The organism is Halobaculum marinum (assembly GCF_029338555.1).
Taxonomy (GTDB): domain Archaea; phylum Halobacteriota; class Halobacteria; order Halobacteriales; family Haloferacaceae; genus Halobaculum; species Halobaculum marinum.
On sequence record NZ_CP119989.1, the window covers coordinates 1,184,754 to 1,199,615 of the forward strand.

The window sequence follows — 14,862 nt, forward strand, 5'->3', positions numbered from 1 at the left end:
CCCGAGTCCTCACTCCCCGTTCAGGTCGGCGAGACAGCGCCACGCGTACATCGTCCGGAGCACGTCGGCGGCGCCCCCCGGTGCGAACACGAGGTCGTCGGTCGCGCGGACGTGCTCCAGCACGGACGCCGAGGAATGCTCGGGGGCGGCCGCGATGCCGGCTTCGTTGTCCGCGGCCCACTCCATCACTCGGAGGTCGGACTTCGAGTCCCCCATCACGCAGACGAACGGGTCGTCGACGCCGAGCACGTCGAGTGCGGCCTCGACGCCGGCGGCCTTGTGGAGGTCCGCCGCCGCCAACTCGGCGGCGTCCGCGCGGTACAGCGCCACCTCCAGTCGGTCGAACAGCGCGGCGGCGGCCTCGGGGACCTCGCCGTCGGCGCTCGAACCAGCCCGCTCGATTGCGCCCGCAATCTCCGGGTCGTCGTCGGCGTAGAACGCGCGCGCAGCGGCGGCGCCGTCGTCGAGGCCGAGTCGGTCGCCTGCGGCCTCGCCGACGAGCCCGAGGAGGTGCACCATCGCCTCGTCGATCACCGCCTCGGCGTCGTCGCTCCCCGTCTCGTAGTTCGGCTTCAGCGTGACGTTGAACTCGTTCCCCTGCAGGTGACAGCCGCGCCGGACGCGCTCAGGCGCCCCGCGGAGCACGCCGTCGCGGACGCGGTCGACGACGCCGCGCACGTCGTCGTCCAACTCGTCGTACAGCAGGCGTTTGGTGTCGGCGCCACTGCCGGGGGTGAACACGCCGGCACCCGCCTCGTACACGACCGACACGTCGCCCGAGTGGACGAGTTCGTTGCCGAGCCCCTGGATGAGGAACCCCTTGACGTTCTCCAGCGTCTGCCCCGTGCAGATCACCAGCGGGACACCGAGTTCCTCGGCGAACTCCGTGAGGAGGTGGAGCGTCTCCCGTGGGATCTCGTTGTCCGTCTCGCCGGCAGAGCGGAGCGTCTCGTCCACGTCGAGGACGAGCGCGTTCGGTGCGCGGCCGTACGTGCCGTGCAGGTCGAGCGCGGTGAACGCCGACTCGCGGTCGGCCATCGCCGCGACCTCCGCGAGTGCGGCGCCGTCGTGGTCACCGAAGGCGCGCTCGATGCGCTCGCGCCGGTCGGTCAGGTCGGCGTTGGCCTCGTCCCAGCGGTCGAGCGCCACCCGCGAGTCCAGCGGGGGGAACAGGTCGACGAACTCGCGGTACGCGCGCAGCGTCTCCGTGTCGAACTCGCCGTACAGTTCGTACAGATGGTCGTAGAGAGTCATGGAGACGACATCGGGACACCGGGCAAAAGCACCAGCGGCTTCGACATGTACGGCCGACCGGTGTCGACGACGACGGCTCGACCGGCGAGCGCGCGGCGAGTCCCTGTCGCAGCCAGATCCCGGCAGAAGTGTCAGGCTCACCGACTTATTGCCACGAAATGTGATATTTCTGTGCGATTGTCCACTACGGCGAGATATTTATACGGTGTCCCACTCGTCCTGCGAGTATGGACCGCAGTTTGGCGGATATCTGTACTCGCGCGTACGTTCCGAGGCGACGTGATGACCGATAGCGAGACGGACGCCGGCACCAGTCGCTCGCCGTCGACGGCCTGCGTGGACGCGACGCTCCGTCTCGACCAGTCGCTCTGTTATCTCGGGGTCGACGACGACGGAGCCGACCTGCTCGGCATCGGTTCCGACGCCACGGGGACCGACGTGCTCGCACGCCTGTCGCAGTCCCCCGCAGCAGTCCGGAGCAGACTCCACGCCGCACAGGAGACCGGGCGGCCGGTGACGATACGCTGGGACTCGTCGGCCACGGGGGCCGCGGGGTGGGGGTGGGCCCGCCCGACCGACGACGGCGTCTCGATCCTGCTGTCGGTCGACGACGGGGCGCACACGGTGGACGGCGAACGGTCGGACCCCACCGAGTCCGAGTCGGTGGTGTCCCGGAGCGCACTGCTCGAACAGACTGAGTACCTGGCGAACACCGGTGGGTGGGAGTACGACTGCAGTCGAGAGACGATCACGTGGACCGCGGGGACCAGGGAGATTCACGGCGTCGCGCCAGAGTACGAACCGACGCTGGAGGAGGCACTCTCGTTTTACCACCCGGACGACCGAGAACTGCTCGCGAATCACTTCGACCGTGCGATCGACGACCAGGAGCCCTACGACACGGAGGCCCGCATCGAGACGGGCGGCGGGCGTCAAAAGTGGATCCGCACCGTCGGCGACCCGGTCACAGACGCCGACGGCGAGGTCGTCGCCGTCCGCGGGGCGATCCAAGACATCACCCGACAACGTGCCCAACAACAGCAGATCTCGATTCTCAAACGAGCCATCGACGCGTCGCCGGTCGGTGTGACGCTGGTCGACGTTCGACGAGACGACGAACCGCTGGTGTACGTGAACAGCGCGTTCGAGGACCTCACCGGCTACGACGAGTCCGAGGCACTCGGTCGAAACTGCCGGTTCCTCCAGGGTGAGCGCACCCGCGAAGAGTCCGTCGCGCAACTGCGCGCGGCGATCGAGGCGGGCGACGCGGCGTCGGTCGAACTCCGAAACTACCGGGCCGACGGGACGGAGTTTTGGAACCACCTCACGATCTCGCCCGTCGCCGACGCCAGCGGCGAGATCACCCACTACGTGGGGTTCCAGACCGACATCACGGACGCGAAGTCGCTCAGGACACAGCTACAGCAGTTCAAGCGCGCAGTCGAGAGCTCCGCCCACGCGATCTACATCACCGACGTCGACGGGACGATCACGTACGTGAACGAGGCGTTCGAGGAGATCACTGGCTACCCCGCCGACGAGGCCGTCGGACGGACGCCGCGAATCCTCAACTCCGGCCAGATGGACGACGAGTACTACGAGCGCCTGTGGAGTGAGCTCACCGCGGGGAACTCCTTCGAGGAGCGCATCATCGACAGGGACCGCGACGGACACTTCTACCGCGCCCACCAGACGATCTCACCGCTGACCGACGACGGAGCCGTGACGGGGTTCGTCGCCGTCCAGACCGACATCACCGACCAGATCGAACGATCCCAACAGGTCGCCGTTCTCGACCGGGTGTTGCGCCACAACCTCCGCAACGACATGAACGTCATCCTCGGGCACGCAGGCCGACTCACCGACGCGCTCGACGGCGACCTCGCCGACGCCGCGGAGGCGATCACCGATGCCGGGAACAGACTGCTCGGCATCGCGGACAAGGAGCGAGCGATCGTGTCGCACTTGAACGGGCCCACCGAGCGGACCACACAGGACGTGGAGTCACTGGTCGACGCCATCCTCGACGACCTCCGACCGAAGTATCCCGACGCGGAACTGACCGTCGACCGCCTGGCGGGGGTGACGGTGAACGCCACGACGCAGGTCGGCGACGCCCTCGGCGAGTTCGTCGAGAACGCCCTCAAACACTCTGGCGCCACGCCGGCGTCGGTCCGCCTCTCGGCGGAGGTGCGGCGAGAGCGGTCGGAGGACGTCGTCCGGATCTCGATCGCCGACCGGGGGCCGGGCGTGCCCGAGTCCTTGCGCCAACTCATCTCTTCGGACCGGGTCCCGGACTCGTTGACCCACTCCGACGGCCTCGGGATGTGGATCGCGCGGTGGGTCGTGACGCGGTCGGGGGGATCCGTCGACTTCGAGGAGCGCACCGGCGGCGGGACGGTGGTCCACGTGACGCTCCCCGGCGGCTTCGACGAGTCTCCCGACGCCGACCAGCGACACTGACCCACGTCGCGTTCGTCGCAGCAGATCGTCGCTCGGCGCCGTCCGCCGCTCCGATCCCGCCGCGGAGACTATGTGCACCCGGCCCGTCAAACAGGTATGGCAGACCAAGAGCAGCGGCGGGCGACCGGCGGGATGCTTCTCGTGCTCGCCGGGGTCGCCGGGTTCATCACGCTGTTGGGGATCGCGGTCGTGTGGGCGTTCGCGTACGGGCCGCTGTCCTGAGTGACGCACGAACGACACTGGGACAGCCCTTCGCAGTCGCACGATTGTCCCAAATGGGCCGAATTAGTTCGGTGCCCAAGTGAACTGGTCAGGCCGCGTACCGGTGGCAATGAACGACGTGGTAGAGACCGAACCGGACGCCGAGTGGGGGACCTGTACGCTTCGGTTCGATCCCGACGAACCGGACGCACTCGTGACTGCAGTCGTCGAGGCCACCGCGCGAGCCTCGGGAACCGATCCGCTCGCGATGGCGCCGCTGACGGATACGATCGATCCGGAGGCGCTGGGACAACTCGTCCGGACCACTTCCGCTGACTCCGTGATCACGTTCGACTACTACGGCCACGAGGTGACCGTCCGCGGGGACGGGCTGGTCACCGCCGCCGAGGCGTAGTCGAACTGCGGGCGGTGATCGTGGGCTCCCCGTTCGCGGCGCTCACTCGTGTGTCGACGCCACGTCGTAGTCTGGGCCGTCGTCCCCGACGACGGCGACGGCCGAGGCGAGACAGCCGGCGGAGACGACGAGGCCGAGGAACACGGCGACGACGCCGAGTCCGGCGAGGATAGCGGTGAGCGGGACGGCGAGGGCGACGGTGGCGAGGACGCGGGCGACCGCGCGGTTGTGCTGGACGGTCGACGCGGGCGCGTCGGTCCGGACGGACATGAGGAACGCTCCGCGAGGTCTCGGGATAAGTCTTCTCTGGGTAACTTGGCGTTAGAACGGTCTTACCGCTGGAATTCGGAGGACTGAGTATCGGGAACACCGCGTCGCCGTGTGGCCGAGGGCTCGTTCGTCGCTTCGCTCCTCACTCGGTGCCGATTGCCTCGATGCCCGGCTCGGGCGCGCGGCGGAGCCGCGCACACCTCGCCGCCGTCTAACCGAGGGCTCGTTCGCTCCCTCCGGTCGCTTACTCGCCCTCGCTCGCCCCGTACTCCTTCCCCTCCCGTGCGTCCGCCTTCATCCGCCGCAGCGCCGCGACCGCCTGACTCGCGTCGTAGCCGAAGAACACGTCCTTCCCGTACGCAGCGGCGACCTCGGCGGCGTGGTTCAGGGAGTCGATGTCGACGTTGACGGCGTACAGTTCCACGGAGAACTCGACGTCGAGGTCGGCCAGCCGGCTCTCGAACCCCTTCGCGATCGTCTCCAGCCAGTACGTCGTCCCGTAGTGGGTGTCGTACAGCGGGACGACGAACTCGTCGACGTACTCGGCGAGCGCCTCCAAGTCCAGCCCCGCGCGCTCGTACAGGTGCCCCGGGTACGGGTCCGGGTACAGCGTCAGGTAGACGCGTCCAGGGATGCGGTCGGTCGCCTCGGCGACGAACGCCGTGATCACGTCGGCACGCCACGCCTCCCAGTCGTCGAACTCGCTGGCCGCGAACCGCTCCTCGCACCGCTCGCAGTGACAGAAGCCCTGCCGCGGGAACCCCACGTCGTCGAGGCGGACGTCGCCGTTGACGGCGGCGCAGTCCTCGACAATCTCCAGCAGGCCGCGACGGTACTCGTCGTGGGTGGGGCAGATGTACGCCCAGTCGAAGTACGTCCGGTCGCGGGTCGCCGGCTTCCCCTCCTCGTCGACCGGAACCAGTTCCGGACTCGCCTCGGCGGCGGCGTTGTCGCCGAAACACGACACCATGTTCACCGCGCTCGCGAGCGGTTCGGCCGAGCGGCCGGTCACGTCTTTCACCTCGTAGAAGCCGCGGTCGAAGTCGGGCCACTCCGTCTCCTCGGCGTTGCGGGTGACGACGCCGTACTCGGTCATACCACGGCTTGGCCGCTCGCGAGGGTACGTGTTTCGGAAGCAGTGGTCGCGGCGGCGCCGGCCGAGCGGCCGGTCACCGCCGGCGATGCGACGCAGGTGTTACTCGGTCTCGACTTCGACTTCGACCGGCTCGGTGTCCGAACTGAACAGCACGTACAGCAGGACGACGACACCGAACAGGACGACGAGCTTCGACTTTCCGGACATGTCACAGACTTCTACAGGCGAGCACTAAGGGCTTCCGCCGTTGGTGGGTGACGGTACGGTCGGCTCGCTGTCAGATCAGTCGTCCGGTCGCTGCTCGTCGACGCCGACGACACCCAGGTCGCGCACCTCGACCCCGCAGTCGTCGCACGCGACCACCCGTCGGTTCGGCGTCTCGCTCGGATTCATCGTCCCGCCGCAGCAGCCGTCAGTGACGGTCGTCTCGGCGAGTACACCGCCGCAGTCGGGGCACTCGGGGGTGAACAGCCGCAGCGGCGACGCCGCGGGTGCGCGGATGCGCTCTGGAACGCCGAACTGCTCCATCGCCCGGACCGCCGCCACGTCGGCGCGGGCGTGGACCGGGCGGAGCCACACGACGCCGTCCTCACCCTCGACGGAGATGCCGTCGAACTGGACGCTCCCCTCGCCGTCGAACGGGACGACCGCCGCGGTCGCCGTCGCCAGCGCCGCCTCGTCGGCGTCCCGGAGCGTCGCCATCTCGTCGGTCCAGGCCGCCTCGAACTTGTCGGTGAGGTAGAGGTCGCCGTCGTCGCCGTCTCTCAGGACGCCGGCGCGCAACATCGCGTCGAGCAGGGCGGCGGGGTCGTGGTCGGCGGCGAGGTCGTCGGACTCCCGGTCCGGGCGCGACCGCGGTGTCGGCGCGACGTGTTCGAAGTACGGCGCGAGTCCGAGCGCCCGAACGAGCCGCGGGGCGAACGCGGGCGTCCCGGGGACGACGTACCCGCGCAGGTAGATCAGTGCCACGCCGCCCGTGAGCACGAGGACTGCGCCCGGACCGGAGACGGGAACGGCCAGCAGGCTCACGAGGAGGACGATTGCGAGGTTGACGGCGGTGCACGGCCAACAGCGGTCGGCGCCGGTGTACTCCGGTCGGCGGAGCGCGTCGACGACGGTCATCGGCGGCGACCCTGGGCGGTGCCCGACCGGCTGACCCGCGGTGCCGCCGTGTGTCGTGCGGGCGTCACGCGTCCTGCTCGGTGGCCGCGTCGCCGTCGACCGGCGAGGACAGTTCGTGGACCTCGGCGCCGCAGTCGACACAGCCGAGCACCCGACGGTTCGACTCGGCGCCGTCTTTGTACCCGTCGGTAGAGCGTCGCGACACGAGGTCCGCGCCGCAGACGGGACACTCGGGGGTGAACAGTCGAAGCGGCGACGCCGCAGGGGCCTGCACGACCGCCGGGACGCCGAGACCGTCCATCGCTCGAACCGCCGCCACGTCGGCGATGGCGTTCGCCGGACGGAGCCACGCGACGCCCTCTTCGCCCTCGACGCGGATCCCGCCGTAGGCGCGCTCGCCGGTCGCCTCGAACGGGACGGTCTGTGCGGTCGCCTCGATGAGCGCCGCGTGGTCGAGCGCTCGGAGCGTCTCCATCTCGTCGGTCCAGGCCGCCTCGAACTCGTCGGTGAGGTAGAGGTCGCCGTCGTCTCCGTCCGTCAGCACGCCCGCCCGGAGCATCTCCCCGAGGAGGTCCTCGGGCTCGCTGTCTGGTGCGAGCGGGTCGGCGGTTCTGGGGGCGTCTTCGTCCCGGCCGCCGTCGGCGACCACGTCGAGCCTCGTCATACCAGTCCGTCGCGGTCGCATCCGGTTAGTGGTTTCCGAAGCGGCGACGCCGTGGCTCGGCGGCGTATGGTTCGTGAAACGGCCCCGAAGGGGGACCGAGAGAAGTCCCGTTCTACAGTTCGACGGCGCTCTTCTGCCCGAGCGACTCGGGGACCGTGAAGCGGATGGTGGTGGTCGCGCCAGACATCGTGTTGATCTTGATCGTGGCCTCCTCGCCCTCGGCGAGCGGGTCAGGGTTCACGGTCGCGTCGAGGTCGAACTCGATGTTGAAGCGGTCGTCCGCGTCGTTGAGGACGGTCGAGTCGGAGTCGGTGTTCTTCACCGCGGACGTGTTGAAGTACGCGCCCGTCGACGCCTCAGCGGTCGTGTTGTGCGTCAGCGTCATCGTGCCAGCCGGGCCGATCCAGTTGATCGTGGCGTTCGAGAGGTCGATCTCTCCCGCACCCGGGGCCTGCGTCACGGTGACGTTCACGTAATCGACCTGGGTCCCGTCGACGTTCCCGGTCGTCACGACCTCCTGGAGCCGGTTACTGACCTGCTTGCTCGACTGTTGACCCGTCTCCTGCGACTTACTCTGAAGGAAGCCGGCCGTGTTGATCAGGACGCCCGCGGCGATCGCCGCCACGAGCACCATCGCGATGAACACGATGAGCGTCCCGATTCCCACTTGCCCGCGCTCCTCCTCGTCCGTGATAAACTCGAACATGATTGTTGGTGCTCCCAACCGGAGCTATCTCTCACGGGCCACCGCCGACGTTTAAGAAAATCGTCCAAAATATCGACACCGATACTCCGGTCGGTCGTCTCCTCAGTGGACTGCCAGGTGGTCGCCGATGTCCTCGCGAACGATCTCGCCGCAGAACTCACAGCGGACGCCGTCGTCGACCACGCCGAACGCCGACTCGACCGGTTCGTCTTGGTTGGTGATGCAGTTGTGGTTCGGACAGGTGAGCAGACCGACGACGCGCTCGGGACGCTCGACACGTTTCTTGTCGACCACCTCGAACTCCCGGACGATGTTGACGGTCGCCTCGGGCGCCAGTAGCGACAACACGTCGACCTCGCCTTGACTCAACTCGCGGTCCTCGACCTTCACGACGTCTTTGGTGCCGAGTTTGTCTGAGGGCACGTTCATCCCGATGGAGACGCCGACGCCCTCGTCACCGTCGATGCCGAGGATCGCCAACACGTTGAGCGCCTGGCCGGCCGTGATGTGGTCGATGACGGTGCCGTTGCGGATCTTCGAGACGCGCAGTTCGCGCTCGGGGTCGCTCATGCGTCACCTCCGTCGGCCGCGACGGCGCCGTCGCCCGCGTCGTCGCCGCCGAGCAACGCGTCGAGCAGCGCCATGCGGACCGGGACGCCGTTGTGCGCCTGCGCGAAGTAGGCGGCGTACTCCGTGTCGTCGACGTCGGGCGCGATCTCGTCGACGCGCGGGAGCGGGTGCATCACGGTGAGGTCGTCGCGGGCGGCGTCGAGCGTCTCGGCGTCGATCTGGTACTCGCCGGCCACCTTCTGGTACTCGTTCTCGTCGGGGAAGCGCTCGCGCTGGATCCGGGTGACGTACAGCACGTCCAACTCGCCGAGCACCTCGTCGAGGTCGGTGTGCTCCCGGAGGCGCGCGCCGGCGTCGTGGAGGTCGAACTGGACGCTCCGGGGCAGGCGCAGCGACTCGGGGCTGACGAAGTGCATCCGGGCGTCGAAGTTGGTGAGCGCCTCCGCCAGCGAGTGGACCGTCCGCCCGTACTTCAGGTCGCCCATGATGCCGACCGTGAGGTCGTCGAGGCCGGCGCGCTCGCGCATCGTGTACAGGTCCAGCAGCGTCTGACTCGGGTGCTGGCCGGCGCCGTCGCCGGCGTTGACGACCGGCACGTCGACGAACTGCGAGGCGAGTTTGGCGGCACCCTCGCTGGGGTGGCGCAGGACGATGCCGTCGGCGTACCCCTCGATGACGCGGACGGTGTCCGCCAGCGACTCGCCCTTCTTCACCGACGACGACTCGACGGTGCCCATGTCGACGGTGGCGCCGCCGAGGCGCTTCATCGCCGTGTCGAACGACATCTTCGTGCGCGTGCTCGGCTCGAAGAAGCACAGCGCCAGCAGCGTGTCGGCGTACCGGTCGCCGACCGCACCCGGGTCGGCGTCGAGTTCGGCCGCTCGGTCCAGGACGGCCTCGATGTCCTCCCGGGTGAGTTGGCCCGCCGAGAGGAGGTGGTCGTGTCGCATTGTTCGATACCGCGTCGTCACGTCCCTTCAATGGCTCGGCTCGGAGATCCCTCCGCTGTACTGCGGTTTTACACGGAGGTGCGCTTCGCGACGACGGCGATTACGAGATTCGAAGCGGCCCGTGGGTGGTCGAGGTCGGTCGACTGATCGCCCACTCGACGTCGGTGGCTCGCTGGCACGTCGACGCCGCCGGCGGCGCTCAGTCGTCTTCGTCGGGGAGGAGGGGGACCTCCGACTCCACGTACTCCCGGTAGATGTCGCAGTGTGAGCGGTGGTCGAAGCTGTGCCGGTCGTTGCAGACGTCCGCCTGCATCGGCGAGACGAACTGGTCGGTGACGGTGCAGTACGGCCGCTCGTGGTCGAACGACTGCCCGTCGCCCTCTCGGCGGTACGCGAGGAACGGACACGTCGACTCCGACGATGCCTCCGTCGTCGGGTCGGCGGTCGATACTTCGTCGGTGGACTGTGGGCCGCCGATCTGGTCCCCCTCGATGCCGAGCATCGCGCGCGTCTCGTCGGGCGTCGCGATCTCGCGGTCGAGGTGCTCGACGATGCCGACCGTCCGCTCCAGCAACTGTGCGTTGCTCTCGGCGAGTTCACCGCGGTTACTGTACAGGTTGTCCTCCATGCCGACGCGCACGTGACCACCCAGCAGGACGGCCAGCGTCGTCAGCGGGCGCTGGTGTGGGCCGGTCGCGAGCAGGTTGAACTCGCTGTCGCGCGGGAGCGCGCGGACCATCTCCATGACCGCCCCCGGGCGCGGCGGCGTGAAGTTCGCCCCGCCGAACACGAGGTTCACGAAGTACGGCGGGTCGATGAGGCCGTCATCGGCGAGCCGCGTCACCTCCGACAACTGCCCGCTGTTGAACACCTCTAGCTCCGGGGTGACGTTGCGACGCTGCATCTCCCGTGCCAGCACGTCGATGTTCTCGCGGGTGTGGTCGGTGATGATGTGGCGCCCTCGCTTGAACGGCCCCAGATCCAGCGACGCCATCTCCGGCGCTGGGTCGGTTCGAAGCGCCTTGATCCGCTCGCGCAAGGGGCCCTGGCCGCCGGTCGAGTGCTGGACGATGATGTCGTCACAGCGGTCGTGAATGGCCTCGGTCACCTCCTGCAGGCGGCCGGTGTCGTTCTCGCCGTGGCGGTCGCGCCCGTGGACGTGGACGATGGACGCGCCGAGCTTCTCACAGGCACGGGCTTCGGCGGCGATCTCGTCGGGCTGTTCGGGGAGGTTCGGGTTCGCGTCCTTGCCGTGGACGCCGCCGGTGAGTGCGACGGTGAGGATCAGCTTCTTGCCGTCGAGGTAGTCTTGGTATGTCATTTGAGTGGGGTCAGGTGGTGTCCTGTTCGGCGAACGTCAACGCCCAGTTGCGCGGGTCACACAGCGAGATCCCGTTCACGTTCCACGGACCGGTGTCCCCGTGCTGCAGCGATTTGACGCAGAGGACGGCGTCGGCTTTCGCGACCGCCGAGAGGGGGAGTTTGTCGTCGCTGCGGAAGCCGTACGCCGCCGCCACGTCGGCGGGGAACGCCCGGCCCGGAGCCGACACGAGGTCTGCCGTGACCGCGTCGGTGAGCACCGCTTCGAGGCAGGCGGCCAACCCTCGTTTCCAGGTTCGACCGCCGCTGAGGGGGACGAGATCCGCGACCTGCGTCACGGTGACGCCCTCCTCGGTCGTCCGCGTTCGGGCCAGGATGCCCGCGACGGGTTCGCCGTCGACGTTCGCGACGTACGTCGCCCGGTCCCACAGCGGACTGGCGAAGCGCCACTCGTAGAACGGCACGTCACGCTCGGCGGTGATGCCGGGGAACGCCGAGCGGCGCGCCAACTGCGACAGCGCCGTCGCTGCCACGCCGCGGTGGCGCTCGACGTCGACCCCGTCGGTCTCCCACTCCCCGGCGCCGGGGAGGCGTCGGTACGCCGTGCCGACGCGGTCGGCGCCGCGGGCAATCGCCTCCTTGCCTGGGATTTCGAGGCGGCGTTCGAGGAACGCGCTCGGCCGTTGCACTCGGTGGAACGTCCGACACTCGTCGAGCACGCGGAAGCCGGCAGACTCGAACCCCGGTCGCGAGGCGCCGTTCGGCTGGTTGAACACGAACGACACGTCGCGGTCGGCGTAGAACTCCAGCGACTGTTCGGTCATCGTCGTGAACAGCCCCCGGCCGCGGTGGTCGGGGTGGACCATCGTGTCGACGGTCAACAGCGCCAGTTCCGTTCCACCCGCGACACGCATCCGGAAGGCGAAGTACGGCCTGACGCCGACGACGTCGCCGTCGTGGTCGGCGACGAACATCGGCACGTGATCGAGGTACGGGTTCTCCTCGAACCGCCATCGGAACCAGTCCTCGCCACGCCGTTCGCCCCACGTGGTCTCGAAGAGGTCGAGGAAGCCCCGCTCGTCGCCCGGCTCGAAGCGCCGGAACGTGTAGTCGAGACCCTTGCGAGACTCCGTTGTCAGTGACATCTGCCTGGCTTTCACCCGGGACGGTCTTTGTTCATGTCAGATTATTCGGCAGTCTCGCTCCCTACCACGGAGGGGGCGTCGGGGGGTCCCGCGGCGCCCCCCGGGTCGTCCGACCGACACCTGTCACGACGGTACGAGGACTGCAAGCCACACGAAATCCGAGCCTACTCCGCCCGCCTGGAACGCGAATCGGCGGTCCCGGTGTGCTCTCCGACGGGTACCCGGCCCCGAGTCCGGCGAAATCCGGCTTCGACGGGTGTCGTCCGGACGCGGTCGACTTCGACTCGCCCCGGCGCCGTCTCTCGGTAAGCTCGGTGTCGACGGCTCGGTGTCGTCCCTAACTATCTCGAAACAGACGGGCGGCGCGGCGACGGCGGCGCTCCCACCTGGACCGCTCAACAGACCGGTTTCACGTCGATTCCCATCCCCGCGAGCGCGTCGGCGTAGTCGTCGTAGGCGACCTGGATCACGTACTCGGCGACCATCTGGGCTCGTTCCCAGTCGTCGTCGGTCGCACACAGGTCGTCCAACAGCGCGAGGCCGCGGTCGAGTTCCTCGTCGGTCTCCGTCCGCAGGTCGCGAAACAGGTCCGCGCGGCGCTCGTCCCCCTCGTTGACGAAGAACGAGACGATCTGGAGGTGCGTGCGATCGCTGACGAGGCCGCGACCGACGGCGCCGGCGGCGACGCGCTCGACGGCGTCCTCGCGTGCACGCAGGTACGTGTGCATCGTGCCGCCGTCGGCGGGGGCGTAGTCGGGGTCGCTCTCGGCCAGCGCGTCGAGGACGCGTTCGCGGTGGTCGCGCTCACGGTCGGCGAGCCACGCGAACAGGTCGCGGGCGTCCCCGTCGGGTTCGTCGTCGGCCCACGATGCGAACGTCGTGTGGGCGGCGTGTTCGGAGTCGGCGGCCGCGCGCAACACCGCCGCCGGCTCCAGCGTCGCGTCCGTGAGCGCGATCAGGAGCTTGTTCGACCCGAGTCGGTCCAACTCGGTCGCCTTCGCCGAGGCGACCGCCTCGCGGAACGCCGCGCTGTCCATGCCGGATCCGTCGCCGAGGGCGGCGTTAACGTTTCCCCCGAGCGACACCAACTCACGCGCATGGCAGAGATCGACGCAGCGGAGATCCTCCCCAACGACCACGTCCAGCAGTTGGCGGCCGCGGGGGAGGTCACCCAACTCCACCGCGGGAACGCGTACGCGGCGGAGGGCGACACCTTCCAGATCGACGGGACGACGTTCGAGGTGACCGCGATCGAACACCGGACCCTCGGCGACCTCACCGACGCGGACGCCCGCGCCGAGGGGTCCGAGGACCTCGACGCCTACAGAACACGACTCGAACGCGTGCACGACTCCTTCGAGTGGGACGACGACAGCGAGGTCGTCCGGCACGCCTTCGAGCCGCGGGGGTAGTGGTGGCCCGTGACTGACCCCTCCAGCGTCGACGCCGACGCTCCCGACCCCGTCGAGTCCGGGTCGCTCGGCGGCGACCCCGGCGGCGAGGTCGCGGCGACGACGCTCGCACGACTGCTGCGCGACGGGGAACGCGTCTCCGTCCTCGACGTGCGCGACCGCCCGGAGTTCGAGGCGTGGCACCTCGACGGCCGGGGCGTGACCGCCCGACAGGTCCCGCACGTCCAGTTCGTCGCCGCGGGCGCCCGTGGTGAGCCGACGGCGCCGCTCCCCGATGACCTCTCTGAACCAATCGTCGTCGTCTGTGGGCACGGAGAGGCCAGCGCCGACACGGCGACTCGACTCGCGGCCGCCGGCGTCGACGCCGTAAACCTCGCCGGCGGCATGGACGCGTGGGCAGAGACATACCTTGCAGAGCCGCTGGTGCGGCGGGGGGACCTGACGGTGTTGCAGTACCAGCGCCCCTCCTCGGGCTGTCTGGCGTACCTCGTGGTCGCGGGTGAGGGTGACGACCGCGAGGCGCTCGTGGTCGACCCGCTGCGCGCCTTCGCCGACCGCTACGTCGCCGACGCCGCCGAGTACGGGGCGACGCTCCGGTACGCCGTCGACACGCACGTCCACGCCGACCACGTCAGCGGCGTGCGCGCGGTCCGGGAGGCGACCGGCGCCGAGGCGGTGCTCCCGGCGGGTGCGACCGACCGTGGCCTCGACTTCGAGGCGACGCTGCTCGCCGACGGTGACGCGCTCAGCGTCGGCGACGCCACCGTGTCGGCCCTGCACGCCCCAGGCCACACGAGCGAGTTGACCTGCCTCCGACTCCACCGCGAGGACCCGGCCGCCGCGGACATGCTGTTCACCGGCGACGCGCTGTTCCTCCGGAGCGTCGGTCGGCCCGACCTGGAGGCGGGCGACGACGGCGCACGCGAGTTGGCGACGGCAGCGTACGACACGCTCCACGACCGTCTGTTCGCGCTCCCCGAGGACACGCTCGCGGCGCCCGGCCACTTCGCGGACATCGCGGACGCACGCGGGCACGCCTACGCCGCGCCGCTGTCGGCGCTCGCGGACCTCGACGTGCTCGCGCTCGACCGCGAGGCGTTCGTCGACCGCGTCGCCTCGTCGCTGCCGCCGCGCCCCGCCAACTTCGAGCGCATCGTGGCGACGAACCTCGGGCTGGAAACGATGGACGACGCGGAGGCGTTCGAGGCAGAGTTGGGGCCGAACAACTGCGCGATCGGGTAGCGAGTCACCGTGTCGCACGCCGGCGGTGGCGT

15 protein-coding genes and 1 pseudogene are annotated in these 14,862 nt (G+C 69.3%); 5 read left to right on the forward strand and 11 right to left on the reverse strand.

Annotation, left to right across the window (positions count from 1 at the left end):
- Positions 1-9: 9 nt before the first annotated feature.
- Positions 10-1,254 carry an HAD family hydrolase gene (locus P0R32_RS06120; protein ID WP_276239067.1) on the reverse strand — a complete coding sequence of 415 codons (1,245 nt, stop codon included), beginning with the start codon at positions 1,252-1,254 and terminating at the stop codon, positions 10-12.
- A 282-nt stretch (positions 1,255-1,536) separates the two neighbouring features.
- On the opposite strand from P0R32_RS06120, the gene P0R32_RS06125 reads away from it, so the two are divergent.
- The 3 genes from P0R32_RS06125 (at position 1,537) to P0R32_RS06135 (ending at position 4,333) form a co-directional block, all read left to right on the forward strand.
- Complete coding sequence (locus P0R32_RS06125) at positions 1,537-3,717, forward strand: PAS domain S-box protein (RefSeq protein WP_276239068.1); 2,181 nt, start codon at positions 1,537-1,539, stop codon at positions 3,715-3,717.
- 96 nt (positions 3,718-3,813) lie between these two features.
- Positions 3,814-3,939 carry a hypothetical protein gene (locus P0R32_RS06130; RefSeq protein ID WP_276239069.1) on the forward strand — a complete coding sequence of 42 codons (126 nt, stop codon included), beginning with the start codon at positions 3,814-3,816 and terminating at the stop codon, positions 3,937-3,939.
- Between the two features lie 109 nt (positions 3,940-4,048).
- Complete coding sequence (locus tag P0R32_RS06135) at positions 4,049-4,333, forward strand: HalOD1 output domain-containing protein (RefSeq protein ID WP_276239070.1); 285 nt, start codon at positions 4,049-4,051, stop codon at positions 4,331-4,333.
- A gap of 42 nt (positions 4,334-4,375) precedes the next feature.
- On the opposite strand, the gene P0R32_RS06140 is transcribed toward P0R32_RS06135, so the two are convergent.
- From P0R32_RS06140 to P0R32_RS06185, 10 genes and pseudogenes are all read right to left on the reverse strand, one after another.
- Positions 4,376-4,603, reverse strand: coding sequence for a hypothetical protein (locus P0R32_RS06140; RefSeq protein WP_276239071.1), 228 nt, complete (start codon positions 4,601-4,603; stop codon positions 4,376-4,378).
- Between the two features lie 244 nt (positions 4,604-4,847).
- Positions 4,848-5,699 carry a hypothetical protein gene (locus P0R32_RS06145; protein ID WP_276239072.1) on the reverse strand — a complete coding sequence of 284 codons (852 nt, stop codon included), beginning with the start codon at positions 5,697-5,699 and terminating at the stop codon, positions 4,848-4,850.
- 282 nt (positions 5,700-5,981) lie between these two features.
- Positions 5,982-6,821, reverse strand: a complete 840-nt coding sequence (locus tag P0R32_RS06150; protein WP_276239073.1) for a DUF8054 domain-containing protein — start codon at positions 6,819-6,821, stop codon at positions 5,982-5,984.
- Positions 6,822-6,885: 64 nt separating this feature from the next.
- On the reverse strand, positions 6,886-7,485 hold the full coding sequence (locus P0R32_RS06155) for a DUF8054 domain-containing protein (RefSeq protein ID WP_276239074.1): 600 nt from the start codon (positions 7,483-7,485) through the stop codon (positions 6,886-6,888).
- A 112-nt stretch (positions 7,486-7,597) separates the two neighbouring features.
- Complete coding sequence (locus P0R32_RS06160; protein WP_276239075.1) at positions 7,598-8,191, reverse strand: flagellin; 594 nt, start codon at positions 8,189-8,191, stop codon at positions 7,598-7,600.
- 102 nt (positions 8,192-8,293) lie between these two features.
- A complete protein-coding gene (gene pyrI, locus P0R32_RS06165) occupies positions 8,294-8,761 on the reverse strand; it encodes an aspartate carbamoyltransferase regulatory subunit (protein ID WP_276239076.1) in 468 nt (155 codons plus the stop codon).
- Complete coding sequence (gene pyrB / locus P0R32_RS06170) at positions 8,758-9,711, reverse strand: aspartate carbamoyltransferase (RefSeq protein WP_276239077.1); 954 nt, start codon at positions 9,709-9,711, stop codon at positions 8,758-8,760. The genes pyrI and pyrB overlap by 4 nt, the downstream gene beginning before the upstream one ends.
- Positions 9,712-10,195: 484 nt before the next feature.
- Positions 10,196-11,032, reverse strand: a pseudogene (locus P0R32_RS06175) (beta-keto acid cleavage family enzyme); the annotation flags it as partial.
- A gap of 10 nt (positions 11,033-11,042) precedes the next feature.
- Positions 11,043-12,176, reverse strand: coding sequence for a GNAT family N-acetyltransferase (locus tag P0R32_RS06180; protein WP_276239079.1), 1,134 nt, complete (start codon positions 12,174-12,176; stop codon positions 11,043-11,045).
- Between the two features lie 395 nt (positions 12,177-12,571).
- Entirely contained in the window at positions 12,572-13,213 is a 642-nt protein-coding gene (locus P0R32_RS06185; RefSeq protein WP_276239080.1) for a ferritin family protein, read from the reverse strand.
- Between the two features lie 60 nt (positions 13,214-13,273).
- Here P0R32_RS06185 and P0R32_RS06190 point away from each other — a divergent pair, with 60 nt between their 5' ends.
- Entirely contained in the window at positions 13,274-13,588 is a 315-nt protein-coding gene (locus tag P0R32_RS06190) for an ASCH domain-containing protein (RefSeq protein ID WP_276239081.1), read from the forward strand.
- Positions 13,589-13,597: 9 nt separating this feature from the next.
- The gene (locus P0R32_RS06195; RefSeq protein WP_390218682.1) at positions 13,598-14,830 is read left to right on the forward strand and encodes an MBL fold metallo-hydrolase; all 1,233 of its coding nucleotides are present in this window, start codon (positions 13,598-13,600) and stop codon (positions 14,828-14,830) included.
- The last annotated feature ends 32 nt before the right edge of the window (positions 14,831-14,862 follow it).

Excerpts from the sequence above, each read along its gene's own strand:
- P0R32_RS06120 (WP_276239067.1), bottom strand. The coding sequence starts at position 1,254 with ATGACTCTCTACGACCATCTGTACGAACTGTACGGCGAGTTCGACACG.
- P0R32_RS06140 (WP_276239071.1), bottom strand. The coding sequence starts at position 4,603 with ATGTCCGTCCGGACCGACGCGCCCGCGTCGACCGTCCAGCACAACCGC.
- P0R32_RS06135 (WP_276239070.1), top strand. The coding sequence starts at position 4,049 with ATGAACGACGTGGTAGAGACCGAACCGGACGCCGAGTGGGGGACCTGT.
- P0R32_RS06185 (WP_276239080.1), bottom strand. The coding sequence starts at position 13,213 with ATGGACAGCGCGGCGTTCCGCGAGGCGGTCGCCTCGGCGAAGGCGACC.
- pyrI (WP_276239076.1), bottom strand. The coding sequence starts at position 8,761 with ATGAGCGACCCCGAGCGCGAACTGCGCGTCTCGAAGATCCGCAACGGC.
- pyrB (WP_276239077.1), bottom strand. The coding sequence starts at position 9,711 with ATGCGACACGACCACCTCCTCTCGGCGGGCCAACTCACCCGGGAGGAC.
- P0R32_RS06190 (WP_276239081.1), top strand. The coding sequence starts at position 13,274 with ATGGCAGAGATCGACGCAGCGGAGATCCTCCCCAACGACCACGTCCAG.
- P0R32_RS06145 (WP_276239072.1), bottom strand. The coding sequence starts at position 5,699 with ATGACCGAGTACGGCGTCGTCACCCGCAACGCCGAGGAGACGGAGTGG.
- P0R32_RS06125 (WP_276239068.1), top strand. The coding sequence starts at position 1,537 with ATGACCGATAGCGAGACGGACGCCGGCACCAGTCGCTCGCCGTCGACG.
- P0R32_RS06150 (WP_276239073.1), bottom strand. The coding sequence starts at position 6,821 with ATGACCGTCGTCGACGCGCTCCGCCGACCGGAGTACACCGGCGCCGAC.
- P0R32_RS06180 (WP_276239079.1), bottom strand. The coding sequence starts at position 12,176 with ATGTCACTGACAACGGAGTCTCGCAAGGGTCTCGACTACACGTTCCGG.
- P0R32_RS06130 (WP_276239069.1), top strand. The coding sequence starts at position 3,814 with ATGGCAGACCAAGAGCAGCGGCGGGCGACCGGCGGGATGCTTCTCGTG.
- P0R32_RS06160 (WP_276239075.1), bottom strand. The coding sequence starts at position 8,191 with ATGTTCGAGTTTATCACGGACGAGGAGGAGCGCGGGCAAGTGGGAATC.
- P0R32_RS06155 (WP_276239074.1), bottom strand. The coding sequence starts at position 7,485 with ATGACGAGGCTCGACGTGGTCGCCGACGGCGGCCGGGACGAAGACGCC.